The sequence below is a fragment of the Aliirhizobium sp. YIM B11859 genome, assembly GCF_057163345.1.
Map to the genome: position 1 here is coordinate 178,726 of NZ_JBXHAY010000005.1, position 25,348 is coordinate 204,073.

The following is a 25,348-nucleotide window of genomic DNA, read 5'->3' on the forward strand; positions in this document are numbered from 1 at the left end:
ATGGCCGATCTTTCCTCTTTGAAGGACCTCGCTCCGGTTGAAAGCCAGGCAGCACCGGTTCACGTCCGCAAGGTCGATGCGCAGGGTCGTTCCTACGCAACCGGCAAGCGCAAGAACGCCATTGCCCGCGTATGGGTCAAGCCGGGCTCCGGCAAGATCATCATCAACGGCCGTGACTTCACGACGTATTTCGCCCGTCCGGTTCTGCAGATGATCCTGCAGCAGCCGCTGGTTGCTGCAGCCCGCAGCGGCCAGTTCGACATCATCGCCACCGTTACCGGTGGTGGTCTGTCCGGTCAGGCCGGTGCCGTTCGTCACGGCGTTTCCAAGGCGCTGACCTACTTCGAGCCGGGCCTGCGCGCCGTGCTCAAGAAGGGTGGCTTCCTGACCCGCGACAGCCGTGTTGTCGAGCGTAAGAAGTACGGTAAGGCCAAGGCTCGCCGTTCCTTCCAGTTCTCCAAGCGTTAATCGCTGCTGGATTTATGCATTTCGAAAGGCGGAGCTTCGGCTCCGCCTTTTTTCGTTTTGAAGACCATTCATCACGATTTGGAATTTGCGCATCAAGTGGCGTTGCAGGACACGGCGATATAACCTCGTCAAAAGAGAGCCCCAACCATGTCGAGCCTGCCAACTGCATCATACTTCGCCCACCTGCCGGAGCCGCCATATTATGTCGTCGCCTTTTCCTCCTGTCGCACCGAGGGCGAGAACGGCTATGGCAGCATGGCCGACGCGATGGTCGAGCTAGCCGGCCAGCAACCCGGATTTCTCGGCGTCGAAAGCGCGCGTGGCATTGACGGCTTCGGCATAACCAATTCCTATTGGAAGGACGAGGACAGCATTCGCGCCTGGAAAGCCGTCGTTTCGCATGCCGCCGCGCAGAAACTCGGACGTGAACGCTGGTACGAAGATTATCAGGTGCGCATTGCGCGGGTGGAACGGGCTTACGGGTTCGACAGATAGGACACTGAATGGCGAGCAAATCGATCGACAACGCCTTTACCGCAAAATCCCTCCGTGGCGCGGCGACCGACCCGACCTATGCGGGTGCCCTCTCCTTCATGCGACGGCCCTATTCCAAGGATGTAGCAGGCGCCGATGCGGTCGTGCTGGGCATACCCTTCGATGCTGCCGTCTCCAACCGGCCGGGCGCCCGTTTCGGGCCACAGGCAATCCGCCGCGCCTCGGCGATCTTCGACAACGATCCGCAATATCCCTTCGACCGCGACCTGTTCGAGGCGATGGCAGTGGTCGACCATGGCGACGTGCTGCTCGATTACGGCAATCACCAGAAGACGCCGGGCCTGATCGAGGCTGAGGCCACGAAGATCATCACATCCGGCGCTTTCCTTCTGTCTCTCGGTGGCGATCATTTCGTCACATGGCCGCTTCTCAAGGCCCATGCCGACCGGCATGGACCGCTGGCCCTCGTCCATTTCGATGCCCATCAGGATACCTGGGACGATGATGGCGAGCGGATCGACCACGGCTCCTTCGTCGCCCGTGCGGTGCGTGAAGGCGTCATCGACGCGGCGCATTCGATCCAGATCGGCATCCGAACCCATGCACCGGAAGATTTCGGCATCCGGATCCTGCATGGCTACGAGGTCGAAGATATGAGTGCCCAAGCGATCGCAGATGCGGTCCTCGCCCATGTCGGCGACCGTCCGGTCTACCTCACCTTCGACATCGATTGCCTCGACCCGGCCTATGCGCCCGGCACAGGCACGCCGGTGGCCGGTGGGCCGTCCAGCGCCAAGATCCTGTCGGTGTTGCGCAAACTCGGCACGCTCGACATCCGCGGAGCCGACGTGGTGGAGGTGGCTCCTGCCTATGACCATGCGGATATCACCGCCATTGCCGGGGCAACCGTTGCGATGTATATGCTCGGGCTCAAGGCCGAGCGTTTGGCACGCGAAAATGCGGCCCGTTAAAAAACTGATTCAAGTGGCTGCTACATTGATTCCGGCCACACATCCAAGGCACTGATTTTACAGGAAAAAGGCAATGACAGCAAAGATCTTCATCGATGGCGAACACGGTACTACGGGCTTGCAGATCCGCACCCGCATGGCCGGCCGCCGCGACGTCGAGCTGCTGTCGATCCCGGAAGCGGAGCGCCGCAACGCCGCGATGCGGGAAGAGCTGCTCAACAGCGCCGATATCGCCATACTCTGCCTGCCGGACGAGGCTTCGCGCGAGGCCGTATCGATGTTGTCGGGCAATAACAGCGTGCGGATCATCGACACTTCGACCGCCTACAGAATTGCGCCCGACTGGGCCTATGGCTTTGCCGAGATGGACAAGGCACAGGGCGACAAGATCAAGTCTGCCCGCCATGTTGCCAATCCGGGCTGCTATCCGACCGGCGCCATCGGCCTGATCCGGCCGCTGCGTGCCGCGGGCATCCTGCCGGACGGTTATCCGGTCTCGGTCAATGCGGTCTCCGGTTATACCGGCGGCGGCAAGCAGATGATCGGCCAGATGGAAGATCAGTCCCGCGACGACGCGATCAGCGCCAACAACTTCGTCTACGGACTGCCGCTCAAGCACAAGCATGTGCCGGAGATGAAGACCCACGGCCTGCTCGACCGGGCGCCGCTCTTTTCTCCGTCGGTCGGCCGCTTCGCCCAGGGCATGATCGTGCAGGTGCCGCTGTTCCTCGACGACCTGAAGGACGGCGCGACGATCGACAGCATCCATGCGAGCCTCGTCGCGCATTATGCCGGCCAGAAAATTGTCACCGTCGTGCCGCTTGAAGAAAGCGCCAAGCTTTCACGCGTCGATGCGGAAGAGTTGGTCAATACCGACACGATGAAGCTCTTCGTGTTCGGCACACCGGGCGGCGCGCATGTGAATCTCGTGGCGCTGCTCGACAATCTCGGCAAGGGCGCTTCGGGTGCCGCCGTGCAGAACATGGACCTGATGCTGTCGGCCTGATGACGACAGGCTCCCACTCGTGATTTGATCCGGCGGTGCGCTTAGCGCCCCGCCGTTTTCGTTTCGACAGGATATTCGCAGAAGAAGCCGCGGAAATGCGCAATGGCAAAGCCGAGGACGATCAGTGCCATGCCCTGATGGGTCAGCGCCAAGTCAAGCGGCACCTGCATGACAAGCGTCGAAATGCCGATCGCTGCCTGCAAGCTGACAAGGATGAACAGCAAAATCGCACGACGTGCATGGGTGGAGCCAGGCGCCCTTGAGAGCGAGATAATCATATGCAGGAAGGTTGCGGTCCAGAGCAAATAGGCGCCGCAACGATGGACGAACTGCACCGTCTTCGGATTTTCGAAAAGATTGATCCACCACGGGTTCTGGACAAAGAGGTCGCCGGGAACCAGCGCGCCGTCCATCATCGGCCATGTATTGTAGCTTAATCCCGCATCGAGACCGGCGACCAGCGCACCGAGATAGATCTGGAAAAGCACCAGGAAGGCTATGCCACCGGCTGCCCATTTCGACAGACTGGTCGGAGCACGGTCGCTGCGATGGGGGGCCAGACCGCGCATGATCCACATGCAGGCGGAAAAGATCAGACAGGCGGTGACCAGATGGGTCGCAAGGCGATATTGCGACACGCTGGTAAGCTTGGTGAGGCCCGACGAGACCATCCACCAGCCGATGAAACCCTGAAAACCGCCGAGTGCCAGCACACCGACGAGCGGCCAGCGCAGGCGCTTCTCAATCCGGCCGGTCAGCCAGAAAAAGGCGAGCGGCAGGGCGAAGATCATGCCGATCGAACGGGCGAGGAAACGATGCGCCCATTCCCACCAGAAGATCGACTTGAAATCGTCGACTGTCATATGGCTGTTGAGCAGCTGAAACTGCGGAATGCGCTGGTAAAGCTCGAACTCTTCCTGCCATTCGGCGGCATTGAGAGGCGGAATGACACCGTGGATCGGCTTCCATTCGGTAATCGACAGGCCGCTGTCGGTAAGCCGTGTGGCGCCACCGACCAGAACAAGACAGAAGAGCGTGAAGATGACGACGCCAAGCCAGATGCGGACCGCCTTGCGGTTCCGGCCGATGCGCCCGGTTAAGGACGTGGCTTCGATGATGATCGTGTCTGTTGCCGACATGATGAAGGCTCCTGCCATTCATGGCTGTTCGTTCGGACCGCTATCGGGGTGTTCATCGGTCCGTCATTCTTGGGACAAGGCGACGCAGGGGCGTGGCATGATCCTCTTCGGCGTTGATTTGCCCCAAGCCCCCATGCAAAACAAGTCCCAGTGTCGCGCGGCATGCAGTCGCGGCATCAAGTGTTCGGGAGGCACGCTGATGGTTCCGCGTTTAAGAAGCTTTGTCGGTACGATCCTTATCATCGTCCTGGTGATCACCTATGCGCTCGCCGCTACGACGATCGCGACGCTGACACTCGCCACCGCGCCCTGGTGGATCCATTTCCTTTATTTCCTCCTGTCGGGCCTGTTGTGGATCCTGCCGGCGATGCTGATCATCAAATGGATGGCCGGGCCGCGGCCCAAGCGATAGTTTCATTCGCGGTTAACCAGACGCAATACTTCCCACTTTCTTGGGGTGGCAGCATAAACGCATTGTTCGTCGTCTCATCCTAACATGTCGTCCAACGACACGGATGATCGATGACATCAGCGGCAAATCAGAAAGAAGCTGGATGTCCCGCGGCTGCGCCCGAGCGGGCCGATGCGGCTATCCAGCGGTTCGGCGCGCTGGACCTCACCCTGGTGCGCGATATTTCCTCCATAGAAACGGAATGGCGCCGTCTTGAACAGCGCGAATGGAACTCGCTCAATCAGGGGCTCGACTGGGTCCGGGCCTGGATGCAAGCGCATGAAGCCGAGATGATCGCGGTCATCGGGTCGGTCGGACAACGCACGGTCTTCATTCTGCCGCTCGAGATCACAGCCGAGCGTTTTGGCCGTGTTGCCCGGCCTCCCGGCGGACGGTTTAACAATATCAATACCGGCCTGTTCGACGAACAGCTTGCCGCACCGGATGCGGACGAACTCGCACGTTTCAAGAGCGAAATCACGCACGCCCTTCATGGTATAGCAGACCTTGTCGTCGTCGACGGGGTGCCACTTAAATGGAAAGGCGTCAGTCATCCGCTCTCCGGCCTCGGCTCCATCGAAAACCAGAACCATTCGTTCCAGCTGCCGCTGCTCGGGACGATGGAGGCGACGCTTGCGCAGGTGAACGCCAAGTCGCGGCGCAAGAAGTTTCGTGCTCAGGTTCGCCGGATGGAGGCCATAGGCGGCTTCGACTATGTGATCGCCGAGAGCAGTGCGGAACAGCACGATCTTCTCGATCGCTTTTTTGCCCAGAAAGGCATGCGACTTAAGGCATTCGGACTGCCGGACGTCTTTTCTCCGCCCGCCACACGCCGCTTCCTGCACCGGCTACTCGACGCGCCGGCACGGGGGACGGACAAACCGCTCACCATGCATGCCATCCGTCTCAAGGGCGAGCATGACGGCCATATCGCCGCCATTACCGGACTATCCCGCAAGGGCGGCCACGTGCTTTGCCAGTTCAGCTCGATCGACGAAAGCATCGCGTCGGATGCCAGCCCCGGCGAACTTCTGTTCTGGCTTGTGGTCGAACACAGCATCAAGTCGGGCGCCAACCTGTTCGACTTCGGCATAGGGGACCAGCCCTACAAACGCAGCTGGTGCAGCCAGGAGACGGTACAGCACGATATCCTGCTGCCGGTCAGTCTGAAGGGCTCGTTGCTTGCCGTGCAGCACCGCATCACGACCACGGCAAAAACCATCATCAAGCGCAACCATCGGCTTTATGCGATGGCGCAGCGATGGCGCTCCCGTCACGGCGGCGAGAAGGACTGAAGCAAACCGAGATCATTTTATGTTTTCACCAGAACGATGAAACGATCCTGGCCGTTTTGACGGAAATTCAGGACGCGAACCGCTGCGCACATCCCCAGTGAGGGCTTTTAAGCGGCGCTACGCCGGTGCGATTGCGGTGACTGGCTATCGTCGGTCTGCGCCATGACCAGCAGGTTGGGGAAACCGGCATCAGCATAGGTAACGACAAGTGCGGCAATCGCGTCGTCGCCAAAACCGGGGACCGACAGGATGACTTCGGAACTCTCGCCACCGACAAGGCGCCCAAGACTGGTCGTGTCGGCCGGACCACATTCGATCAGAACGAGATCGTAGGCATCGGAAAGCGCATCGATGATCATCGTCAGGCGGTCGGCGGCGCGCATGGCGCGCGCCGGTTCCGAGACGCCCTGCGGCACGATATGCGCTTCCGAAAGCCGGTCGCGATGGATGGCATCGCCGAAGGCGGTCTCACCGCAGAGAAGGTCGGTAATGCCGACAAGCCGGTCGTGTTCCGCCATCAGCCGCGTCGGGCAGGCCGATCCGGTCAGATCGACCAGGATCACCGTGCGGCCGGTTTCGGCAACGGCACGGGCCAACATTACAGTTGCCGTCGAGCCGTTGTCGCCTGCCGGAGAGACGGCGACTGCGACCGGCACGGCATGTCGCTGCAGATAATGAGCGACGGACCCGATGGTGAAACCTGTGCCGAGCAGCAGTGCCGCGTCGACTGGGTCCGATGTGTCCCCGCCATCGACCTCAGGCTCGATGTTTTCGTCGCGCAGCGCCTGCAGCCCGAGTGCCGACGGCAGAGTGCTTGCTGCAGTCTCGACCTTCGGAACCGCCAGCTCCGACGCCGCAGGTTCGGCTGTGTCGATGACGGGCAACGTATTTGCGATCACCGGTACGGCTTTCGCCACGGGCGCGACCACAGTCACCGCAGCCGCCGCGACCGGCTTTGCGACCGGGGCCTTCGTCGACATCTTTTCTTCGCCATCAAGGAGGTTCGGCTCAATCTCGGCTTCACGATAGGCCGGGCGCAGCGCGCGACCACTGAAGAGTTCGGAGATCATCACGATCAGGCAGCTGACGATGAGAGCAGCCAGCGTCACGACGATAACGATCGGAATGATCTTCGGAAAGAAGGGTTCGGAGGGTTCGACGGCCTGCGACACGATGCGGGCATCCGCCGGTGTGGCGTTGCTGTCGAGCCTCGACGTGGCTTCCCGATAACGCGAGAGGTAGGTTTCCAGGAGCTGGCGCTGGGCAGTCGCCTCGCGCTCCAGTGCCCTCAGGCCCACCTCCTCCTCGCCGGCACGTGCGGAATCCGCCTTCAACGTATTCAACTGCGTCATCAATTGCTGCTCGCGCAGGCGCGATACATTCGCCTCGCTATCGAGGCTTGCAAGCACCTTCTGCGTCTCGCTCGAAATCTGCTGGCGGATCTGCGCCAGTTGCGCCCGCAGTCCCTTGAGGCGCGGATGACCGTCAAGCAACGACGTCGACTGATCCGAAATTTGCGCCTGAAGATTTGCTTCAGCTTCCTTCAGGCGCTGGATGACCTGCGAGCTGACGACGTCAGAAATCGTGTCGGAAGCCCGCCCTGCCCTTAGAGCTGCACGGACATTCTCCGCCCTCGCCTCGGCATTGGCGCGCTCGCCACGCACCCGCGTGAGTTCCGTCGAAATGTCGTTCAGCTGCTGGGAAGAAAAGCTGCTGGCGCCGTTTGTCTGGAAGAGGCCGTTGCTGGAGCGGTAATCGGCAACCTTGCTTTCGGCCTCCTTGACCTTCCGGGTCAGGCTGGCGATTTCCGGCTCCAGCCATTTGGCCGTCTCCTGATGGTTGCCGATCTTCGCGCCGCTCTGGAGTTCCAGGTAGACATCGGCCATCTTGTTCGGAACGGCTGCCGACAGTTTGGGGTCATGGGAGGAAAATTCGATCGCAATGACGCGAGAATTCTCGACGGCATAAACCTGCAGTTTTTCGCGGAACTTCTCGACCACCCGATCTTCCGGATCGAGCGACATCGGGTCGGGTTTCAGTCCGGTCATGACCAGGAGATCAGGCAGAAGCGATTTTGCTGCCGGGTCGAACTCCTTGTAACTGGCAAGGTTCAGTTCCCTCGCCACCCGACGGATCAGGTCGGTCGACTGCAAAAGCTGCGCCTGGCTGGTAATGTTGAGCGCATCAAGAACCGGATCGTTTGCGACGGTGGCATCGGTCCCGGTCAGGTTTGGAGATCGGGACTCGATCAGCAGTCGCGTCTCGGCCTTGTAGCTCGGCGTCATAATGCTGGTGACAACGATCGCGCCGACGGCCGCGAATGCGGTAACGGCGAGGATCCGGCCCTTGCGCTCCCAAAGCGCTGCTGCCACCCGACCCAGGTCGATATCCACATCCTGGTTACTGCCGTTCGCACCAGACATCACATGCTCCACCATTCGCAATCGCGTGCATGGTAAAGGACCATGGTAACCCTGCGGTTAATGCATGACCAACTCCCCTGCCTATTTTCGACATCGCTGATTTTCCCGGCACGCCTTTACCGGCCATTAACCCTAACAGTTCCATAACGGAGCGAGATGGTACGAACAGCCGGAGCCTGAGTGGGACATGGTCCTCACCCTTTTCAACACAGTCCGGGCCGATAAAGGCCAGCCCAAAAAGGCATTGGCGGCAGCTCTGACGGTCGCAATCGGCCTGTTGAGCGGCTGCGCCTCGCAGGTGCCGGTAACCAAGGGCTTCGAAACCGCGGCCCTGCAACCCTATCACCTCGATAGCGGCGACCGCCTGCGCGTCACCGTTTTCGAGCAACAGGGACTGACCAATACCTATACCGTCGACCAGGCCGGCTATATCGCCTTCCCTCTGGTCGGCCAGGTGGCCGCCCGGGGCCAGACACTGCCGGCCCTTGAAGGATCGATCGCGGCCAAGCTCAAGCAGGGTTATCTGCGCGACCCGGATGTCAGCATCGAGATCGACCGCTACCGCCCGGTCTTCGTCATGGGCGAGGTCGGCCGGCCCGGCCAGTATTCCTACGTGCCGGGCATGACGGCACAGAACGCGATCGCGATTGCCGGAGGTTTTACCTCGCGCGGCAACGAGCGTGACGTAGACGTGACCCGCAAGATCAACGGCCAGGTGGTGAAGGGACGCACGGGCGTTACCGCGCCGGTTCTTGCAGGCGACACGATCTATGTCCGCGAGCGTCTGTTCTGACCGGATATGCCACCCGCCCCGCCCCTGCGCATCCTGCACTGCTTCCGAAACCCGATCGGCGGGATATTCAGGCATGTGCGCGATCTGGTGGAAGAGCATAGTGCCGCCGGGCACCAGGTGGGCATCCTGTGCGACAGCACGACGGGTGGCGCCTACGAAGACGCGTTGTTCGAGACCATCCGGCCACGGCTGGCGCTCGGACTGACGCGCATGCCGATGCGGCGGGCGATATCGCCGACCGACATGATCGCTCTTTTCAAGAGCTATCGGCATATCAAGAGTTTGCGGCCGGATATTCTCCACGGTCACGGCGCCAAGGGTGGCGCAATGGCACGTGCGATCGGCTCAGTGTTGCGGGTTAATAAGTATCGCGTCGCCCGCGTCTATTCCCCCCATGGGGGCAGCCTGCATTTTGCACGATCGTCATTTGCGGGCCAGATCGTGCTCAGGCTCGAACGTTTCCAGGAACGGTTCAGCGATGCAATCGTGTTCGTCTGCGACTACGAGCGACGAACCTACGAGGCCAAGATCGGCAGGCCACAGCCAGTTAGCCAGGTCATCTATAACGGCATCAACGAGGCGGAATTTTCTCCCGTCACGCTGGAGCCCGACGCGGCCGACTTCATGTTCATCGGCATGATGCGGGACATGAAGGGACCGGACGTCTTCATCGACGCGCTTGCCCGCACCGAACGCCGCATCGGACGCCCGCTTTCGGCACTGATGGTCGGCGACGGTCCCGACGAGGACAGCTACAGGGCGATGATTGCAGAAAGTGGCCTTGGCCTTCGCCTGCAGATGCTGCCGGCGATGCAGACCCGCAAAGCCTTTGCGCTTGCGCGAACCGTCGTCGTGCCGTCGCGCGCGGAGGCAATGCCCTATATCGTGCTTGAGGCGCTTGCCGCTGGAAAACCGGTCATCGCCTCCAGGGTCGGAGGCATACCCGAAGTGCTTGGCGAAGATAGCGAGGCGCTGGCAGTTCCCGGCGACGCGGACGATCTTTCCCGCATCATGACGGCCGCAGCGACGCAAGCCGACTGGCGGGTCCGCACCATGCCGAAACCGGCCTCCTTCAAGGCCGTGTTCTCTGCGCCTGTGATGGCGCGCGACATGATCGGGCTTTATCGGGAGCTGCTTCCCTCGCCCCAAAAATACACGTCCTAAATGCTTCCTTAGCAACTTTCTGATAAGCGATTTCCTTATGATTTCCCCGACGGAAGCCGGGGGACAAGGGATCGATCGATGGACGATTTTGGCAATCCGCAGGAGCTGGACCTCGAGGCATTGCGCCGTCGGGCATCGGAGGCTGTGCAGGGTGCCGAAGCGCCGGGCGCGCCCGTCGAACTCAATGCGTTTGCCAAGCAGATCGCCGAGCAGTTCCGCGACAACAACTATTCGCCGACCATGTTGATCGGCCAGTTTCGCCTGTTCGAACTGGCCTTGCTGCTGGCAGTCGGTCTAGCTGTCGGTTTCACCATGGCACCGCCGCCGGAAGGCCATTTCATGGGGCGCTTTGCGCTGACGGCGGCGGGTAGCGCGCTGACCATCATCGTCCTGCAGCTGGTGGATACCTATCTCATCCCATCGATCCGCGCCGCACGCCGCACAGCCAAACGGGTGCTGGCGGCCTGGCTGATCGGTTTCTCCATCACCTGCCTTGCCATTTCGCTCTCCGAAGGCGTGATTTATCCGGCGCATGCGGCTGCAGTCTGGCTCGTGGCCGGCGCCCTGTTTCTGATGGCTGAACGCATGCTGACGGCCTATGCAATCCGCAACTGGGCGCGCAATGGCGTTATGGAGCGACGGGCCGTCATCGTTGGCGGCGGTGATCCGGCCAAGCACCTTATCCGGCAGCTCGAGCAGCAGCCCGACAATGACATCAGAATCTGCGGGATCTTCGACGACCGCGGCAACCAGCGTTCGCCGACCGTCGTTGCCGGCTATCCCAAGCTCGGCACGTTTGCTGAGCTGGTGGAATTTGCCCGCCTTGCCCGCATCGACATGCTGATCATCGCGCTGCCGGCAACGGCCGAGGCCCGCATCCTCCAGCTCGTCCGCAAGCTCTGGGTGCTGCCGGTCGATATTCGGCTTGCCGCCCACGCCAACCGGCTGCGCTTTCGGCCGCGCTCCTATTCCCATGTCGGCACAGTGCCGATGTTCGACCTCTTCGACAAGCCAATCCGCGACTGGGATTCGGTCGCCAAGCGGGTGTTCGACATCGTCTTCACTGTCATCGCGATCGCCCTGCTCTGGCCGATCATGCTGATTGCGGCAATCGCGGTCAAAACGACATCGGAAGGACCAATCCTGTTCCGGCAGAACCGTCACGGTTTCAACAACGAGGTTATCAAGGTCCTGAAATTCCGTTCGATGTATACGAACATGAGCGACCTCACGGCGGTCAAGGCGGTAACCAAGGGCGATCCGCGCGTAACACCGGTCGGACGTTTTTTGCGCAAGTCCTCGATCGATGAACTGCCTCAGCTGTTCAACGTCCTGAAGGGAGAGCTGTCGCTGGTCGGCCCGCGCCCGCATGCCGTTCACGCCCAGACGGGCGAGCGCAAATATGTCGACGTGATGGAGAGCTATTTCGCCCGCCATCGGGTTAAACCCGGCGTCACCGGCTGGGCGCAGGTCAAGGGACTTCGCGGCGAGCTCGATTCGGATGAGAAAATCCGCGCCCGTACCCAGCACGATCTCGACTATATCGAAAACTGGTCGCTGCTGTTCGACCTCAAAATCCTGTTCCTGACGCCGATCAGCCTGTTCAACACGGACAATGCATATTGACGACGGCGGCTTTCGAAACCCGGCGAGAGCGCCCCTCCGCCACACAACTCGCACGCCTCGCCGGCAGAGGCCTGATTGCCTTCGGCGTCCTTCTCTCGGGTTTCGTGATTTCCGAACCCGCCCCTTATGAACTTTTCATGGTGGTGCAGATCGCCATCTGGTTCGTGCTCGGGCTGAAGCTGTCGCGCACCACCTGTTTCCTGCTCACCCTTCTGCTTGTCTTCAATATCGGCGGGCTTTTCTCGCTCACGGTGATGAAGGACATGAGCGGCGCACCGATGTATTTCGCCGTGTCGACCTTCCTTGGATTGAGTTCCGTCTTTTATGCCGCCATCGTCGAGGATGATCCGGGGCGGCTGGAACTGATCTTCAAGGTCTGGATCGTTGCCGCACTGGCGACGGCGATGCTGGGCATTCTCGGGTATTTCAACGCCTTTCCCGGCGCCCATGTCTTCACCCGCTACGACCGCGCCATGGGTGCCTTCCAGGATCCGAACGTGTTTGGCCCCTATCTGGTCGCGCCGATCCTCTACATGCTCTACCGTCTGCTAACCGGACGGCTCATCACCTCCCCTCTTCTCATCGCCGGCATTCTGGTGCTGGTGCTCGGGGTCTTCCTGTCGTTTTCCCGCGCGGCCTGGGGCCTGCTTCTGTTCGGCGGCATCGCGCTGGTCGTCGTCATGCTGTTGAAGGAGCGGAGTACCGCCTTTCGGCTGAAGATCCTGACGATCTCCGTCATTGCCGCCCTCGTGCTCGTCCTGGCGCTGGCCGTGGCGTTGCAGTTCCATCAGGTCGCCGACCTGTTCACCAATCGCGCCAAGCTTGTGCAGGAATATGACGGAGCGCGGCTCGGTCGTTTCGAGCGGCACAAGATCGGCTTCCTGATGGCGATGGAGCGTCCGCTGGGGCTGGGGCCGATGGCCTTTGGCAAGATCTACGGCGAAGACGAGCACAATATCTGGCTGAAATCGCTGACCACCTATGGCTGGCTGGGTTTCGTCACCTATCAGGTGATGATCTGGTCAACAATCGTGATGGGTTTCCGTTATCTGCTGCGCGAGCGGCAATGGCAGCCGTTCCTGATGATTGCCTGGGTGATGATCGTCGGCCATGCGCTGATCGGCAACGTCATCGACACAGACCATTGGCGCCATTTCTACATGCTGCTCGGTATTTTGTGGGGTTGTTACGCGCTCGAACACCGGCATATGCGGCGGCGTTCAGCACCTCGCCCCGGTTCCAGCATCTCGCGAATTGCCGGCACCCCTTGACTTTGCGGGCCGGCAATCCAAATCACATATCATGCTCACCACCTCCCAATTGCGCGCCGCACGCGCCCTGATCGGCATCACCGTCGACGACCTTTCCGGCGCCACCGGCATCAGCGTCGAGACCATTCATTCGATCGAAGGTTCATCCGGAACCGCAGATCAGGAGACAGCCGAACGGCTGAAGCGCCTGTTCGAGGCCCGTGGCGTCGTGTTCGTCGCCGCCGGCCAGCAGGATGCTTCCGGAGCCGGCGTCAGGATGCATAGCCAAGGCACGGATGAAGGGATCAAACCCGACAATCTAAATTCTGCGAATGACGGCTAAAGATTTGAAATTTTTTGGAACGATTTGAGCTCGAAAGCGTTTCCCCGGCGCATTTCAACAGTGGGAATACGCATGGCGCGCAGTAATGGCCTTTACCTCATCATCGGAGCCCTGATCGTTATCGTCGGCGGGCTCGGTTTCTACGTTTATCACGAAGAGACGAAGCCCGAGGGTGTTTCGATCAGCATCGGCGAGAACGGCGTGAAGGTGAAAGAAGACTAAAATTAAAATTGCGCATATAAACTTAACTATAAAAGCGCATAGTTATTCCAAGTTGTTTCAGCAAAGTCTTTTGAACGCGAAGAGGGGTTCACATGACATCGCATCTCAGCACGGCAGACCTGGAAGACAAGGGCCTGAAAAAAGTCTGGAGCGTCGCGGATTTTGCGCGGCGCTATCGCCTCGATACCGAGGAGGAAGCCCGGCTTCTCAAGCTTCTCGGACCGTTCGCATCGCAGCAGGAACTGTTGATGAACGCGAGCCGGGCGCCGCGCTTTCGTTAGCCGAACGGTCTGATCATATAGGAAATCAATCGGTCCACCGACGTCCGGTCTGCAGCTCTTTATTTGCTACACTTGATTTCCAGCGCATTGCCGCCCGGAACCATTCCGCTTATCTGCGGGTTACTTCTCCGTAAATCTATAGATGATGCCGGCGCAAGTTCGTCGGTACGGAGGAGAAGACATGCTCAAGACAACATCCAGAATCGGACTTGCAACTGCTCTCGTGATTTCGGGATGCGCAGCATTTTCCATGCCGGCAGCAGCGCAGGACGTCGAATTGCGGCTGGGCCCGGATGGCATCCGCCCGGTGGTCAGAGATCGCGACTACGATCGTGATCGTGACCGCGATCGGGGCTGCAGCCCTGGCGAAGCACGTGCTGCGGCTCGTGATGAAGGGCTTCGTCGGCCAGAAGTCGTGAGGGCGACATCCCGCAGTGTCACGGTCGAAGGCATGACACGACATGGTCCGGACCGCATTACATTCGCAAATCGTCGAGGCTGCCCTATCATTTGATAGAGAAGCAAAAACCGAGTCATGGCCCGCCTTGCCGGTGGGCTTTCTTCTGGAATTCAATCAAGTCGTGGTGCCATCGCGGCCGAGCTGGCGCAGGTGAACGACGCCGGAAAAAGACGACTCGCTAGGGGACGTTTGGGGACTTATCGAATCGAGATGACAACCTTTGGCGTCTTCCGTTCCGTTTTCCGGATCTTCCGCCGTCCCGGTATTCAGATTATTTGACTGGAAATTCAAGGAGATAATTGGTCGGGGCGGCCGGATTTGAACCGACGACCCCTTGACCCCCAGTCAAGTGCGCTACCGGGCTGCGCTACGCCCCGACCCGCTTCAAAGAAGCATGCTCTCCATACTGGGATGCCCTTGTCTGCGCAAGCGAAAAATCCCGTTCCAACGACGAGCAGCAGCGCAAGGCCATGAACCAACGACAATGCCGCCCCGGATAACCGGAGCGGCATTGTTCATTGCTTTGGCTCGATCAGTAAGGCGAATAGCACTGCTGGCGCGGGCCGTTATAGGGCTGGAACGTGTTGTCCGAAGACCGGTAGGACCGATAGCGCGAATAGCACCAGTTTACATGGCTGTTGCCACCCACATAACGCCGGGGTTCTGTGTAACGCGGCTGGGCCAATGCGCCACCGATAATGGCACCGGCAGCAAGGCCGCCGATAATCGCACCGGCATTGGAGCCGCCATGATGACGATGGCGCCAGCGACGGTCGCTGTAGCGGCCGCCATCACGCCACCGGCGATCGCTGTAACGACCGCCATCTCGCCAGCGGCGACCGTCATTGTGGCGATAATAACGGGGGCTGCTGCGACGCCAGTTGTGATTGTCTTGCCACTGCACCTTTTCGACAGGCTGCGAGGTCTGCACCTGAGGCACGATTACCGACGGAAACGCCTGAGCGGGCGTTATGCCGGAAAAGGCGGTGACCGCTGACACCAGAATGATTGCAAGTTTCTTCATTTTATTCTCCTCGGAATGTCTCCCTAGGGGAAATGATCTAACTTGCGTTCTGAACCAGGGGTGAACGATAAAATTCGTGTGATCACAACCAGTTGTTGAGCTGACCGTGGCGTCGGCTAGCGCACCTGATCGAGCAGACGCTTGCATTCCAGGAGATCGAACAGCGCCTCTTGAAGCAGCGCCCGGTCTTCCTTGCCGACGCTCGACTTGCCGATCGACACTTCCAGCGCATCGTCATCGCCCGAAGAGCCGAAACCGAAGAAACGGCCGCTCGGCTTGACCTTGGGACGGCCGAGCACCTGGTCTTCTTCACTGCCGCCGCCGACCTTGGGTTCCGCATGTTTTTCGCCACTGGACGCGATGATCGCATCCATCGTGGCGACATCACCGGAGGCGATCGCGGAGACAAACTTGTTGCCATTGGTCTTCAGAAGCTTCTGAACGCCCTTGATCGTGTAACCGTGATCGTAGAGCAGATGACGGATGCCCTTCAGCAGTTCGACATCTTCCGGCCGATAATAGCGGCGTCCGCCGCCACGCTTCATCGGCCTGATCTGCGTGAACCGGGTCTCCCAGAACCGCAGGACGTGCTGCGGCAAATCGAGATCATCCGCAACCTCGCTGATTGTGCGAAATGCATCCGGGCTCTTGTCCACGCTCAAACCTCCAGGCAGCCGCGACGCACGCGGCCTCGGCGCGGCGAGATTACGCCGCGAATCGTACCGATCTCAATGGCTTGAGACGACAGATTCAAGTATGTTCACAGGAATGAAGCGGAAGTTCGCTTCTCTTACGTCACGCAACCGGCGCGACGGGCTTCTGCTTGGCCTTGCGGCTGAGATGCGACTTCAGGATTCGCTGCTTCAGCACGTTGGATGCCTTGAAGGTCATGACGCGGCGCGGAGAGATCGGCACTTCCTCGCCGGTCTTGGGATTGCGGCCGATACGCTCGTTCTTGGAACGGACCTGGAAGGTGGCGAAGGACGAGAGCTTGACGACCTCGCCCCGGACAACCGCGTTACAGATCTCATCGATAACCGTTTCAACGAGTTCGGCCGACTCGGTGCGGGAAAGCCCGACCTTGCGAAACACCGACTCCGCCAAATCTGCACGCGTCACTGTCTTTCCCGCCATGATCCCCGCCCAGTTTCCAGTATTGATCTTATCAAAGCCAACCAAGACTATTTTGCTTGGCGACTAGGGTCAAGCGTCTGTGAGAAATCAGCTATTTGATCCGGGCGAACGGCGACGGGATCACCAGCGCACGAGAACGGAGCCCCAGGTGAAACCACCACCCATTGCCTCGAGCATCACAAGGTCGCCCTTTTTGATACGGCCATCGGCGCATGCGACAGAAAGTGCCAACGGGATCGAGGCGGCGGAGGTGTTGCCGTGAAGATCGACCGTCACCACCACCTTTTCCGGCGGAATGGACAGTTTCTTGGCAGATGCGTCGATAATACGGCGATTGGCCTGATGCGGCACCAGCCAGTCGACATCCTCGGCCGTCGTGCCGGTCGCCTCGAATGCACCTTCGATGACGTCAGTGATCATCGCCACGGCATGCTTGAAGACTTCGCGGCCTTCCATGCGCAGATGGCCGACCGTTCCGGTCGAGGACGGACCGCCATCGACATAGAGCTTTTCCTTGTGCGAGCCGTCGGAGCGGAGCTTGGCCGTCAGGATGCCACGATCGGCAATGGTCCCCTCGCCTTCCTGCGCCTCGATCACCAGCGCGCCGGCACCGTCACCGAACAGAACGCAAGTTGTGCGGTCCTTCCAGTCGAGGATGCGCGAGAAGGTTTCCGCACCGATGACCAGTGCGCGCCGCGCCATTCCGCCGCGGATATGCAGGTCGGCGGTCGCCATCGCATAAACGAAGCCGGTGCAGACGGCCTGCATGTCGAAGGCATAACCGTGTTCCATGCCGAGCCGGCGCTGGATGTCTACGGCGGTTGCCGGGAAAGTGTTGTCGGGCGTCGAGGTCGCGACCAGGATGAGATCGATGTCGTCCGGCGTCAGGCCGGCATTATCCAACGCAGCTCTTGCAGCCTGCTCGCCAAGCGACGCCGTCGTCTCACCTTCGCCAGCGATATATCGCTGGGTGATTCCGGTGCGCTGAACGATCCACTCGTCGGTCGTATCGACAATGCTTTCCAAATCGCGGTTGGTCATTACCCGCTTCGGGAGCGCTGCCCCATAACCACGAACTACTGATCGGATCATTCTCACTCACATCCTGTGGTCATGCAGCTTCAGGACCGGCCGGCGGCTGGTGCTTGGCATGGTAAATTTGCAAATCCTGCGCGATCTTCGCATTGAGATCGTTGCGGGCCATGTCGTAGGCGACATCGATCGCTGCGGCGAAACCTTCGGCGGTGGCGCCGCCATGGCTCTTGATGACGATGCCGTTCAGGCCGAGAAACACACCGCCATTGACCTTGTTCGGATCCATCTTTTCACGCAGCCGGTCGAAGGCCGGCTTGGCCAGGAGGTAGCCGATCTTGGCAAGCAGCGTGCGAGACATCGATTCGCGCAGCAGTGTGGCAATCTGCCGGGCGGTGCCTTCCGCAGTCTTCAGCGCGATATTGCCGGTAAATCCTTCGGTGACAACGACATCAACCGTGCCTCTGCCGATATCATCACCCTCCACGAAACCCTGGTAGGCGATGGTCGGGTGGTTGGCTTCACGGATCAGCCGGCCGGCTTCCTTGACCTCTTCCTGACCCTTCACTTCCTCGACGCCGACATTGAGAAGACCGACCGTCGGGCGTTCGATCTCGAAAAGCGCGCGTGCCATGGCTCCGCCCATCAGGGCGAAGTCGAGGAGTTGCTGGCTGTCGGCACCGATCGTCGCGCCGACATCCAGCACGATGCTCTCACCCTTCAAGGTCGGCCAGATGCCGGCAATTGCCGGGCGTTCGATATTGGCCATCGTGCGGAGACAGAATTTTGCCATCGCCATCAGAGCGCCGGTATTGCCGGCAGAAACGCAAACGTCGGCTTCGCCGAGTTTCACCGCCTCGATCGCGCGCCACATGGACGAGACATAACGACCGCGCCGCAAGGCAGCGCTTGGTTTTTCGTCCATGGCGACTGCGACTTCGCATTCATGGAAAACGGACCGCTCGCGCAGCTTGGGGAATTTGGCGAGCCACGGCTCGCATTCTGCCTTCAGTCCGTAAAGGATGAGGGTCACGTCAGGATGACGATCGAGTGCCTTGGCGGCACCGGGGATGACAACCTCGGGACCGAAATCGCCCCCCATGGCATCCAGAGAAATTCTGATCACGCGTCTCTGATCCTTATTTTCGGCCATCCGGACCGGTATCAAGCCTGTCCGGCAGCCGTCACCGGCATTCGGGCCATGCTCATGCTTGGCCCACCCGGCGAAATCGTGGCCAAAATATAGTTTTCGATGCCGCTTACAACAGGGTCAGTCCTTTTTCCAGTCCTTGAGGACGGCAAACGGATTTGGCTTGTCGTTCTTGGCTCCCGCATCGCTTTCAATGTGATCGCTAAACTCTACCCCCGATTTGCGTGGATAAGGATCGATCGCGAGTGCCGCAAACTCGGTAACGGCCTCACCAACGTCGATCGTATCGCCCTCGAAGGCTTCCGGCAGGTCCGGTCCGTCCGGGTCCAGCACCATCTCGGCAGCGTCGTTTGCAACGATGCGCGCAAGCTTCGAGCCTTCGGGCACGAATATCTGTTCGAACGGCTCGTCGAGTACCGATTCTATCGGTTCGAGCGTTACGACGCAGGATTGGATGATATCGGCCTTGACCCGGCCCTTCGCGCGGACGCCATCCTTTTTCCAGCGCGACAGCTGAACCTCGGCGGTCAGCGACTTGACCTCGACCACATTCCAGAGTTCGGCCACGTCCCTGCGCTCGCGATCGCTTGCTTCGAGCCTGACGGTGACGGCGTTGGCGGAGATATTCCCGACCTTGACCGGATAGGAAAAGGGCGGTTTGCCCGGATTATTGTGATCGTTTTTCATTTTTCCTCACTTGCGCGACCCGGCGGCTGAATAACCGCGCCTCCGCGGGAAATATCGTCTTCCGAGATTGCGGCGAGATGCCGCTCGACCTCGATCATCCATTCGGCAAGGCCTCGCATGACCGGTGCGGGCTCCTCTCCTGGGTGAATATTGCGCGCCAGGCTGACGGCCAGACCGTCGGCATTTTCTGCATCCAGCCCCTTAGCATAACTTTCCACCCGACCGTAAAACATGCCCGCCAGTTTCTTCATCCGCTTCGGCACGCCCTGATCGCCAATCCCGAGTTCGCGAATCGAATGGTCGAGATCCTGAAAAAACGCGTCGATGATCTCCTGCGCCAGCTCCTTGCCGCTGGTTCCCGAGCGTCCGGTGCGTCGAAAAAACAGGATCATCACGATCGACAGCATTTCGTAGCGCCCCATGACCGTGTCCGGCACGCCGAGATCACTGTAGAAAAAGGGGATGCGGGCAGCCGACGTCAAGCTTGCGTATTGGCGCTCGACGATGAGCCGATTGTGTTTTTTCTTTTTGAATAGCCCGAAGATCATCGATTAAGTCCCGCGAATGACCGGGCCCAATGTTGCATGGAGACGAAAGCTGGTTTACCGAAGCAGGCGCGAATTGCAATGCCGTTCGGCCGGGGCCACAAGCGGGCTGCGATCGATACGGAAAACCTTTGGTTCTACCGAGGCATCGTCCCCGGAATAGCCACAATGGTGATGAACAGCAGGAAGCCCGGCCTTCAGCCGGTCTCGTTTATCTGGGGGATCCCGTTGAAGAAGCGGACTGTCGAGTACGGAATGACTTTTCTGAATAAAACCGCCATCAGCCTGGTGCTTCTCGCCTCCGTCACCGCTTCCGGCTGCACGTCGATGAATATCGGCGACACGATGTATAACGGTTATGTGGTCGACCAGAAGTCGCTCGAGATGATCCCTGTCGGATCAAGCCGCGAGCAGGTGCTTCTGACCATGGGCACGCCGTCGACAACGGCGACTTTCGATGCGGAAGTGCTCTATTACATCTCGCAGAAGCGGGAACGAGCCGTCGCGTTCATGAAACCGAAGCTCGTGGAGCAGTCGATTCTGGCGATCTATCTGGGCAAGGACGGCACCGTGGTCCGCAAGGCCAACTACACGCTGCAGGACGGCCAGGTGTTCGACTCGATCTCGCGCACGACGCCGACCGGCGGCCGCGACCTTTCCTTCCTGCAGCAGATTCTTGTCGGCGGAACCGGTGCAGCCAGCAGCGGCGCCAACGCGGTCAAGAGCATGCTGGGCAGCATGAACCAGTAAGGCGATATCGCTTCACAAAAATCCCCCACGGATACCGCGGGGGATTTTTTTTGTTTTTGCTCCGATTTGCAGAGGCGACGACTCAGCCGGCGAGGATCGCCAGGAGCAGCAGCGCAACGATATTGGTGATCTTGATCGCCGGGTTGACCGCCGGCCCCGCAGTATCCTTGTAGGGATCACCGACCGTGTCGCCGGTCACCGAAGCCTTGTGAGCCTCGGAGCCCTTCATGTGGCGCACGCCGTCCTTATCGACGAAACCGTCCTCGAAGCTTTTCTTGGCATTGTCCCAAGCCCCGCCACCCGAGGTCATCGAGATTGCCACGAACAGGCCATTGACAATCACCCCGAGCAACGAGGCGCCAAGGGCTGCAAAGGCGGATGCCTTGTCGCCGCCGGAAATCAGCAGCACGCCGAAATAGACGACGACGGGCGCCAGAACCGGCAGAAGCGACGGGATGATCATCTCGCGGATCGCCGCACGCGTCAGAATATCGACGGCACGACCATAATCCGGCCGGTCGGTGCCCTGCATGATGCCCGGCTTTTCGCGGAACTGACGTCGGACTTCCTCGACGATGGAACTTGCCGCCTTGCCGACTGCGGTCATGGCGATGCCGCCAAACAGGTAGGGGATAAGTCCACCGAAGATCAGGCCAGCCACGACATAAGGATTGGCAAGACTGAACGAGATCGGCCCTACTCCTTCGAAGTAAGGATATTGCTGCGCGTTTGCCGCAAAATACTGAAGGTCGTTGGAATAGGCGGCAAACAAGACCAGAGCGCCAAGGCCGGCCGAGCCGATCGCATATCCCTTGGTGACCGCCTTGGTCGTATTGCCGACGGCATCGAGAGCGTCAGTCGACTTTCTCACTTCCGGCGGCAGATGCGCCATCTCGGCAATGCCACCTGCATTATCGGTCACCGGCCCGAAGGCATCGAGGGCGACGATCATGCCGGCAAGGCCGAGCATCGCAGTGACGGCGATACCGGTGCCGAACAGGCCGCCGAACTGGTAGGTGGCGATGATCCCGCCGACGATGACGATCGCCGGAAGCGCCGTCGATTCCAGCGATACGGCCAAGCCCTGGATGACGTTGGTGCCGTGGCCCGTGACCGAAGCCTGGGCGATGGAATTGACCGGTCGCTTGTTGGTGCCGGTATAATATTCGGTAATCACAACGATCAGGGCGGTGACGACGAGACCGACAAGTCCGCAGGCGAATAAGCTCGCACCGGTGATTTCCTTGCCGGCGACGGTGCCGATAACGCCCCAACCGACAGTCATCGAGGTGGCGATGGCCAGACCAACAATAGACAGGATGCCGGTTGCGATCAGGCCCTTGTAAAGCGCCCCCATGATCGAGCCATTCGAGCCAAGCTTGACGAAGAACGTGCCGATGATCGAGGTGACGATGCAGGCGCCGCAAATGGCGAGCGGATAGAGCATCGCCGATTCGAGCACCGGGCTACCGGCAAAGAAGATTGCGGCAAGCACCATGGTCGCGACCACGGACACCGCATAGGTTTCGAAAAGGTCGGCCGCCATGCCGGCGCAATCGCCGACATTGTCGCCGACGTTATCGGCAATCGTCGCCGGATTGCGCGGATCGTCTTCGGGAATGCCTGCCTCGACCTTGCCGACGAGATCGCCGCCGACATCGGCGCCCTTGGTGAAAATGCCGCCGCCAAGGCGGGCGAAGATGGAGATAAGCGATGCGCCGAAGCCAAGCGACACCAATGCGTCGATCACCTCACGCGAACCACTGGGGTGGCCGAGGCCGGCGGTCAGCACCCAAAAGTAGATCGACACGCCAAGCAGCGCCAGACCGGCCACCAGCATGCCTGTGATGGCGCCAGACTTGAAAGCGATGTCGAGGCCGGCAGCCAGGCTGTGCGATGAGGCCTGCGCCGTCCTGACATTGGCGCGGACCGACACATGCATGCCGATAAAACCTGCGGTACCGGACAGGACCGCACCGATTATGAAGCCGAAGGCAGCCGTAGCCGACAGAAGCAGCCATGCCAGGATGGCAACGACGACACCGACCACGGCGATCGTCAGATACTGGCGCGACAGATAGGCCTGCGCTCCCTCGCGGATATAACCCGCGATCTCCTGCATGCGCTCGTTGCCCTGATCGGCGGCAAGCACGGAACGTGTCGCCCAGGCGGCATAAATGATCGATAGCAGACCGCACACGATCACACTCAAAATCACCGTCATTCGATTTTCCTCTCCCAAATCGCCAGGAGACACGTCTTGATTAAGACAGATCCCGGCTGCGCATTGTTCCGGCGGTCGCTCTCCCCTCCCAAGGCAAGCGTATGCGCCATGCGGAGGCGAGATTGCGGTGGAGATGAAATGACGTCAAGCCCCGCTGGAACAAGGGCTCAAATGGACGCAGGTTGCGCACGGGAAAAAATTCGCGTCAGGCCTTGGCCGGCGGGCGCCTGAACAGCAATGTCGCGATCAAAGCCAGGCAGATTACCGTGACCGGCCAGATGACCATGTTGATGAACGACCAGCCCCAGGTGACGAAGACCTTGCCGGAGGAGAAGGACGACAGGGCAACCGTGCCGAATAGCACGATGTCGTGAAAACCCTGCACCTTGTCGGCCTCATGGGGCCGGTAGCTCGATGCGACGATGGCGGTCGATCCGATGAAGCCGAAATTCCAGCCTATGCCGAGCAGGACCAGAGCGCCCCAGAAATTCCAGAGCTCGATCCCCAGATGCGCGACGATGGCGCAGGCCATCATCGTGAACAGTCCGGCGGCAACGATCTTTTCGGCGCCGAAGCGGGCGATCAGGCTGCCGGTGATAAAGCTTGGCCCGAACATGGCAAGTACATGCCACTGGATGCCAAGCGTTGCCATCTCGGTCGGAAAACCGCAGCCGATCACCATAGCGAGCGGCGCGCCGGTCATGACAAATGTCATCAACGAATAGATGCAGATGCCGCAGGCCATGCCGGTGAGGAACCGCTGCGTCAGCACGATTTCCCTCAACGGTCTCGCCGGTTGGGAATTCTGGGGCGCCGACCTGGGAGCCGGTAGTCTCAGGAAGAAGAGAATCGAGATCGAGATCGCAGCGAGCGGGATGATGCCGACGAAGGCGCCTGCAAAAGTGATGGGCGCGAGCAGATCCTTGGCCCAGATGGAGATCTGTGGTCCGAGTACGGCGGAGACGATGCCGGCGCCGAGTATCCAGGAGATCGCCTTCGGCTTGTAGGAGGAAGGTGACGCGTCGGCTGCCGCAAAGCGAATCTTCTGGGTGAAGCCCGCCGACGTGCCGATCAGGATCAGCGCAGTGACAAACATCCAGAAATCGCTGCGAAACAGGGCAATTGCTGCAAGCGCGCCGCCGCAGGCGCCGATAAGGGCACCGAAGATGAAAGCTTCGCGCCGGCCAAGCAGGCGCGACAGAAGCGCAATCACGATTGCGCCGCAGGCCGTGCCGACATTAAAGGCGGTGATCGGAGCGGTGGCGAGGGACTTGTCCTCGCCGAGAAGCTGATAGCCGGCAAGCGAGCCGATCGAGATTGTGAGCGGGGACGCGGCACCCATTACAGCCTGGGTCGCCGCCAGGAGGGTGACGTTGCGGCGGGCGGAGTGCATCTGAACCTGATACCCGTCCACCGAACCGTCCATGCCACTCTGCCCCGCTTATTTCTTGTCGCCGCGAACCTGCTTGGCGATACGATCGAGAACCGCATTGACGATGCGTGGCTCGTCCTCCTCGAAGAAGGCACGGGCGATCTCGACATATTCGGTGACGATGACCGGCACAGGGACGTCCTTGCGCTCGAGAATTTCGAACGTGCCGGCGCGCAGGATGGCGCGCAGTGTCGAATCGAGGCGCGACAGCGGCCAGTCTTCCTGCAGAGCGCCGCGAACGATTGGATCGATCTTCACCTGATCGCGGACGACGCCCGAGACGATCGAGCGAAACCACGAGGGATCGGCCTTCAGATAGGTATCGCCGTCGAGTTCCTGGCCGAGACGGTGGGCCTCGTATTCGGCGACGACTTCAAGCACGCCGGTGCCGCCGATATCCATCTGGTAAAGAGCCTGAACAGCTGCAAGGCGCGCTGCGCCCCGCTGGTTCACCGGCTTGACCTGCTTTTCCTGGACCTGCTTTTCCTGCTCGTTAGACATCAGCGTGCACCATTCAGCTTTTCGCGAACGGCGATCATGGTCAGCGTGGCGCGGGCGGCAAAACCACCCTTGTCCTTGTCCGAACGGCGCGCACGCGCCCAGGCCTGCTCGTCGTTCTCGACAGTCATGATGCCATTGCCGATCGCAAGCGATTCCGACACGGCAAGATCCATCAATGCGCGCGAGGATTCGTTCGAGACGATGTCGAAATGATAGGTCTCGCCACGAATGACCATGCCGAGCGCAACAAAACCGTCATATTCGGTACCGCCCTCTTCGGCAGCATCGAGTGCCATGGCGATCGTCGGCGGAATTTCGAGCGCGCCCGGAACGGTCACGACATCATAGGTCGCTCCGGCTTCCTTGAGTGCCGAGGTCGCACCATCGAGGAGTGCATCGGCCATGTCGTCGTAGAAGCGTGCTTCGACGATCAGGATATGAGGGACGGTTTCAAGCGACATGGATCACCTTCGGATATCTGG

At 60.2% G+C, this 25,348-nt stretch carries 29 protein-coding genes and 1 tRNA gene; 16 read left to right on the plus strand and 14 right to left on the minus strand.

All coding sequences use genetic code 11. The features are described 5' to 3' along the window. The 4 genes from rpsI to argC all read left to right on the plus strand — a co-directional run bounded on the left by rpsI (position 1) and on the right by argC (position 2,940). The gene (gene rpsI / locus AC2GXZ_RS20300; RefSeq protein WP_483761018.1) at positions 1–468 is read left to right on the plus strand and encodes a 30S ribosomal protein S9; all 468 of its coding nucleotides are present in this window, start codon (positions 1–3) and stop codon (positions 466–468) included. Positions 469–615: 147 nt separating this feature from the next. After that, positions 616–963, plus strand: a complete 348-nt coding sequence (locus tag AC2GXZ_RS20305) for an antibiotic biosynthesis monooxygenase family protein (RefSeq protein WP_483761019.1) — start codon at positions 616–618, stop codon at positions 961–963. An 8-nt stretch (positions 964–971) separates the two neighbouring features. Next, positions 972–1,934 carry an agmatinase gene (gene speB, locus AC2GXZ_RS20310; RefSeq protein WP_483761020.1) on the plus strand — a complete coding sequence of 321 codons (963 nt, stop codon included), beginning with the start codon at positions 972–974 and terminating at the stop codon, positions 1,932–1,934. 73 nt (positions 1,935–2,007) lie between these two features. Next, a complete protein-coding gene (gene argC / locus AC2GXZ_RS20315) occupies positions 2,008–2,940 on the plus strand; it encodes an N-acetyl-gamma-glutamyl-phosphate reductase (protein WP_483761021.1) in 933 nt (310 codons plus the stop codon). Between the two features lie 41 nt (positions 2,941–2,981). Here argC and AC2GXZ_RS20320 read toward each other — a convergent pair whose 3' ends face one another. Then, complete coding sequence (locus AC2GXZ_RS20320) at positions 2,982–4,079, minus strand: COX15/CtaA family protein (RefSeq protein WP_483761022.1); 1,098 nt, start codon at positions 4,077–4,079, stop codon at positions 2,982–2,984. Positions 4,080–4,278: 199 nt separating this feature from the next. Between AC2GXZ_RS20320 and AC2GXZ_RS20325 the strand changes: the two genes are divergently transcribed. Together AC2GXZ_RS20325 and AC2GXZ_RS20330 are read left to right on the plus strand one after the other, a co-directional pair. Beyond that, positions 4,279–4,491 (plus strand): DUF2842 domain-containing protein, encoded by a 213-nt coding sequence (locus AC2GXZ_RS20325; protein WP_483761023.1) that lies wholly within the window; start codon positions 4,279–4,281, stop codon positions 4,489–4,491. 110 nt (positions 4,492–4,601) lie between these two features. Next, positions 4,602–5,825, plus strand: coding sequence for a GNAT family N-acetyltransferase (locus tag AC2GXZ_RS20330; protein ID WP_483761024.1), 1,224 nt, complete (start codon positions 4,602–4,604; stop codon positions 5,823–5,825). Positions 5,826–5,932: 107 nt separating this feature from the next. Here the strand turns inward: AC2GXZ_RS20330 and AC2GXZ_RS20335 are convergent, their stop codons facing one another. Next, a complete protein-coding gene (locus AC2GXZ_RS20335; RefSeq protein ID WP_483761025.1) occupies positions 5,933–8,248 on the minus strand; it encodes a GumC family protein in 2,316 nt (771 codons plus the stop codon). Between the two features lie 187 nt (positions 8,249–8,435). Here AC2GXZ_RS20335 and AC2GXZ_RS20340 point away from each other — a divergent pair, with 187 nt between their 5' ends. The 9 genes from AC2GXZ_RS20340 (at position 8,436) to AC2GXZ_RS20380 (ending at position 14,666) form a co-directional block, all read left to right on the plus strand. Further along, the gene (locus tag AC2GXZ_RS20340) at positions 8,436–9,041 is read left to right on the plus strand and encodes a polysaccharide biosynthesis/export family protein (RefSeq protein WP_483761026.1); all 606 of its coding nucleotides are present in this window, start codon (positions 8,436–8,438) and stop codon (positions 9,039–9,041) included. Between the two features lie 6 nt (positions 9,042–9,047). Continuing rightward, the gene (locus AC2GXZ_RS20345; RefSeq protein WP_483761027.1) at positions 9,048–10,205 is read left to right on the plus strand and encodes a glycosyltransferase family 4 protein; all 1,158 of its coding nucleotides are present in this window, start codon (positions 9,048–9,050) and stop codon (positions 10,203–10,205) included. 78 nt (positions 10,206–10,283) lie between these two features. After that, a complete protein-coding gene (locus tag AC2GXZ_RS20350; RefSeq protein WP_483761028.1) occupies positions 10,284–11,831 on the plus strand; it encodes an undecaprenyl-phosphate glucose phosphotransferase in 1,548 nt (515 codons plus the stop codon). Next, positions 11,828–13,102, plus strand: coding sequence for an O-antigen ligase family protein (locus AC2GXZ_RS20355; RefSeq protein ID WP_483761029.1), 1,275 nt, complete (start codon positions 11,828–11,830; stop codon positions 13,100–13,102). Before AC2GXZ_RS20350 ends, AC2GXZ_RS20355 begins: the two co-directional genes overlap by 4 nt. A 31-nt stretch (positions 13,103–13,133) precedes the next feature. Then, positions 13,134–13,424 (plus strand): DNA-binding protein, encoded by a 291-nt coding sequence (locus AC2GXZ_RS20360; RefSeq protein WP_483761030.1) that lies wholly within the window; start codon positions 13,134–13,136, stop codon positions 13,422–13,424. Positions 13,425–13,496: 72 nt separating this feature from the next. Beyond that, a complete protein-coding gene (locus AC2GXZ_RS20365) occupies positions 13,497–13,646 on the plus strand; it encodes a hypothetical protein (RefSeq protein WP_483761031.1) in 150 nt (49 codons plus the stop codon). 92 nt (positions 13,647–13,738) lie between these two features. Beyond that, positions 13,739–13,927: a hypothetical protein gene (locus AC2GXZ_RS20370; RefSeq protein ID WP_483761032.1), complete on the plus strand. Its 189-nt coding sequence runs from the start codon at positions 13,739–13,741 to the stop codon at positions 13,925–13,927. 181 nt (positions 13,928–14,108) lie between these two features. Continuing rightward, positions 14,109–14,441 carry a hypothetical protein gene (locus AC2GXZ_RS20375; RefSeq protein WP_483761033.1) on the plus strand — a complete coding sequence of 111 codons (333 nt, stop codon included), beginning with the start codon at positions 14,109–14,111 and terminating at the stop codon, positions 14,439–14,441. A 21-nt stretch (positions 14,442–14,462) separates the two neighbouring features. Then, on the plus strand, positions 14,463–14,666 hold the full coding sequence (locus AC2GXZ_RS20380) for a hypothetical protein (RefSeq protein ID WP_483761034.1): 204 nt from the start codon (positions 14,463–14,465) through the stop codon (positions 14,664–14,666). A gap of 21 nt (positions 14,667–14,687) precedes the next feature. Here the strand turns inward: AC2GXZ_RS20380 and AC2GXZ_RS20385 are convergent. The 8 genes from AC2GXZ_RS20385 to AC2GXZ_RS20420 all read right to left on the minus strand — a co-directional run bounded on the left by AC2GXZ_RS20385 (position 14,688) and on the right by AC2GXZ_RS20420 (position 19,962). Then, a tRNA-Pro gene (locus tag AC2GXZ_RS20385) sits at positions 14,688–14,764 on the minus strand. Positions 14,765–14,919: 155 nt separating this feature from the next. Beyond that, on the minus strand, positions 14,920–15,411 hold the full coding sequence (locus AC2GXZ_RS20390) for a BA14K family protein (protein WP_483761035.1): 492 nt from the start codon (positions 15,409–15,411) through the stop codon (positions 14,920–14,922). 116 nt (positions 15,412–15,527) lie between these two features. Beyond that, positions 15,528–16,067 (minus strand): MerR family transcriptional regulator, encoded by a 540-nt coding sequence (locus tag AC2GXZ_RS20395; RefSeq protein ID WP_483761036.1) that lies wholly within the window; start codon positions 16,065–16,067, stop codon positions 15,528–15,530. A 139-nt stretch (positions 16,068–16,206) separates the two neighbouring features. Beyond that, positions 16,207–16,545 carry an integration host factor subunit alpha gene (locus tag AC2GXZ_RS20400; protein WP_483761037.1) on the minus strand — a complete coding sequence of 113 codons (339 nt, stop codon included), beginning with the start codon at positions 16,543–16,545 and terminating at the stop codon, positions 16,207–16,209. 120 nt (positions 16,546–16,665) lie between these two features. Next, a complete protein-coding gene (locus tag AC2GXZ_RS20405) occupies positions 16,666–17,637 on the minus strand; it encodes a beta-ketoacyl-ACP synthase III (protein ID WP_483761038.1) in 972 nt (323 codons plus the stop codon). A 19-nt stretch (positions 17,638–17,656) separates the two neighbouring features. Then, positions 17,657–18,703, minus strand: a complete 1,047-nt coding sequence (gene plsX / locus AC2GXZ_RS20410; protein WP_483761039.1) for a phosphate acyltransferase PlsX — start codon at positions 18,701–18,703, stop codon at positions 17,657–17,659. 144 nt (positions 18,704–18,847) lie between these two features. Beyond that, positions 18,848–19,414 carry a YceD family protein gene (locus tag AC2GXZ_RS20415; protein ID WP_483761040.1) on the minus strand — a complete coding sequence of 189 codons (567 nt, stop codon included), beginning with the start codon at positions 19,412–19,414 and terminating at the stop codon, positions 18,848–18,850. Continuing rightward, complete coding sequence (locus tag AC2GXZ_RS20420; RefSeq protein WP_483761041.1) at positions 19,411–19,962, minus strand: ubiquinol-cytochrome C chaperone family protein; 552 nt, start codon at positions 19,960–19,962, stop codon at positions 19,411–19,413. The genes AC2GXZ_RS20415 and AC2GXZ_RS20420 overlap by 4 nt, the downstream gene beginning before the upstream one ends. Positions 19,963–20,181: 219 nt before the next feature. Here AC2GXZ_RS20420 and AC2GXZ_RS20425 point away from each other — a divergent pair, with 219 nt between their 5' ends. Further along, complete coding sequence (locus AC2GXZ_RS20425) at positions 20,182–20,709, plus strand: outer membrane protein assembly factor BamE (protein WP_483761242.1); 528 nt, start codon at positions 20,182–20,184, stop codon at positions 20,707–20,709. A gap of 82 nt (positions 20,710–20,791) precedes the next feature. On the opposite strand, the gene AC2GXZ_RS20430 is transcribed toward AC2GXZ_RS20425, so the two are convergent. The 4 genes from AC2GXZ_RS20430 to ribH form a co-directional block, all read right to left on the minus strand. Continuing rightward, positions 20,792–22,933: a sodium-translocating pyrophosphatase gene (locus AC2GXZ_RS20430; protein ID WP_483761042.1), complete on the minus strand. Its 2,142-nt coding sequence runs from the start codon at positions 22,931–22,933 to the stop codon at positions 20,792–20,794. 205 nt (positions 22,934–23,138) lie between these two features. Next, positions 23,139–24,359, minus strand: a complete 1,221-nt coding sequence (locus AC2GXZ_RS20435; RefSeq protein ID WP_483761043.1) for an MFS transporter — start codon at positions 24,357–24,359, stop codon at positions 23,139–23,141. Positions 24,360–24,374: 15 nt separating this feature from the next. Then, positions 24,375–24,866, minus strand: a complete 492-nt coding sequence (nusB, locus tag AC2GXZ_RS20440) for a transcription antitermination factor NusB (RefSeq protein ID WP_483761044.1) — start codon at positions 24,864–24,866, stop codon at positions 24,375–24,377. Further along, positions 24,866–25,327, minus strand: coding sequence for a 6,7-dimethyl-8-ribityllumazine synthase (ribH, locus tag AC2GXZ_RS20445; RefSeq protein ID WP_483761045.1), 462 nt, complete (start codon positions 25,325–25,327; stop codon positions 24,866–24,868). Before ribH ends, nusB begins: the two co-directional genes overlap by 1 nt. Between the last annotated feature and the right edge of the window lie 21 nt (positions 25,328–25,348).

Coding starts and splice junctions, on each gene's coding strand:
- AC2GXZ_RS20365 (WP_483761031.1), top strand. CDS start 13,497: ATGGCGCGCAGTAATGGCCTTTACCTCATCATCGGAGCCCTGATCGTT.
- AC2GXZ_RS20370 (WP_483761032.1), top strand. CDS start 13,739: ATGACATCGCATCTCAGCACGGCAGACCTGGAAGACAAGGGCCTGAAA.
- AC2GXZ_RS20350 (WP_483761028.1), top strand. CDS start 10,284: ATGGACGATTTTGGCAATCCGCAGGAGCTGGACCTCGAGGCATTGCGC.
- AC2GXZ_RS20345 (WP_483761027.1), top strand. CDS start 9,048: ATGCCACCCGCCCCGCCCCTGCGCATCCTGCACTGCTTCCGAAACCCG.
- AC2GXZ_RS20435 (WP_483761043.1), bottom strand. CDS start 24,359: ATGGACGGTTCGGTGGACGGGTATCAGGTTCAGATGCACTCCGCCCGC.
- AC2GXZ_RS20335 (WP_483761025.1), bottom strand. CDS start 8,248: ATGTCTGGTGCGAACGGCAGTAACCAGGATGTGGATATCGACCTGGGT.
- AC2GXZ_RS20320 (WP_483761022.1), bottom strand. CDS start 4,079: ATGTCGGCAACAGACACGATCATCATCGAAGCCACGTCCTTAACCGGG.
- nusB (WP_483761044.1), bottom strand. CDS start 24,866: ATGTCTAACGAGCAGGAAAAGCAGGTCCAGGAAAAGCAGGTCAAGCCG.
- ribH (WP_483761045.1), bottom strand. CDS start 25,327: ATGTCGCTTGAAACCGTCCCTCATATCCTGATCGTCGAAGCACGCTTC.
- AC2GXZ_RS20415 (WP_483761040.1), bottom strand. CDS start 19,414: ATGAAAAACGATCACAATAATCCGGGCAAACCGCCCTTTTCCTATCCG.
- AC2GXZ_RS20305 (WP_483761019.1), top strand. CDS start 616: ATGTCGAGCCTGCCAACTGCATCATACTTCGCCCACCTGCCGGAGCCG.
- AC2GXZ_RS20390 (WP_483761035.1), bottom strand. CDS start 15,411: ATGAAGAAACTTGCAATCATTCTGGTGTCAGCGGTCACCGCCTTTTCC.
- AC2GXZ_RS20325 (WP_483761023.1), top strand. CDS start 4,279: ATGGTTCCGCGTTTAAGAAGCTTTGTCGGTACGATCCTTATCATCGTC.
- AC2GXZ_RS20380 (WP_483761034.1), top strand. CDS start 14,463: ATGGCCCGCCTTGCCGGTGGGCTTTCTTCTGGAATTCAATCAAGTCGT.
- rpsI (WP_483761018.1), top strand. CDS start 1: ATGGCCGATCTTTCCTCTTTGAAGGACCTCGCTCCGGTTGAAAGCCAG.
- AC2GXZ_RS20330 (WP_483761024.1), top strand. CDS start 4,602: ATGACATCAGCGGCAAATCAGAAAGAAGCTGGATGTCCCGCGGCTGCG.
- AC2GXZ_RS20430 (WP_483761042.1), bottom strand. CDS start 22,933: ATGACGGTGATTTTGAGTGTGATCGTGTGCGGTCTGCTATCGATCATT.
- AC2GXZ_RS20420 (WP_483761041.1), bottom strand. CDS start 19,962: ATGATCTTCGGGCTATTCAAAAAGAAAAAACACAATCGGCTCATCGTC.
- AC2GXZ_RS20340 (WP_483761026.1), top strand. CDS start 8,436: ATGGTCCTCACCCTTTTCAACACAGTCCGGGCCGATAAAGGCCAGCCC.
- AC2GXZ_RS20360 (WP_483761030.1), top strand. CDS start 13,134: ATGCTCACCACCTCCCAATTGCGCGCCGCACGCGCCCTGATCGGCATC.
- AC2GXZ_RS20405 (WP_483761038.1), bottom strand. CDS start 17,637: ATGATCCGATCAGTAGTTCGTGGTTATGGGGCAGCGCTCCCGAAGCGG.
- speB (WP_483761020.1), top strand. CDS start 972: ATGGCGAGCAAATCGATCGACAACGCCTTTACCGCAAAATCCCTCCGT.
- argC (WP_483761021.1), top strand. CDS start 2,008: ATGACAGCAAAGATCTTCATCGATGGCGAACACGGTACTACGGGCTTG.
- AC2GXZ_RS20375 (WP_483761033.1), top strand. CDS start 14,109: ATGCTCAAGACAACATCCAGAATCGGACTTGCAACTGCTCTCGTGATT.
- AC2GXZ_RS20400 (WP_483761037.1), bottom strand. CDS start 16,545: ATGGCGGGAAAGACAGTGACGCGTGCAGATTTGGCGGAGTCGGTGTTT.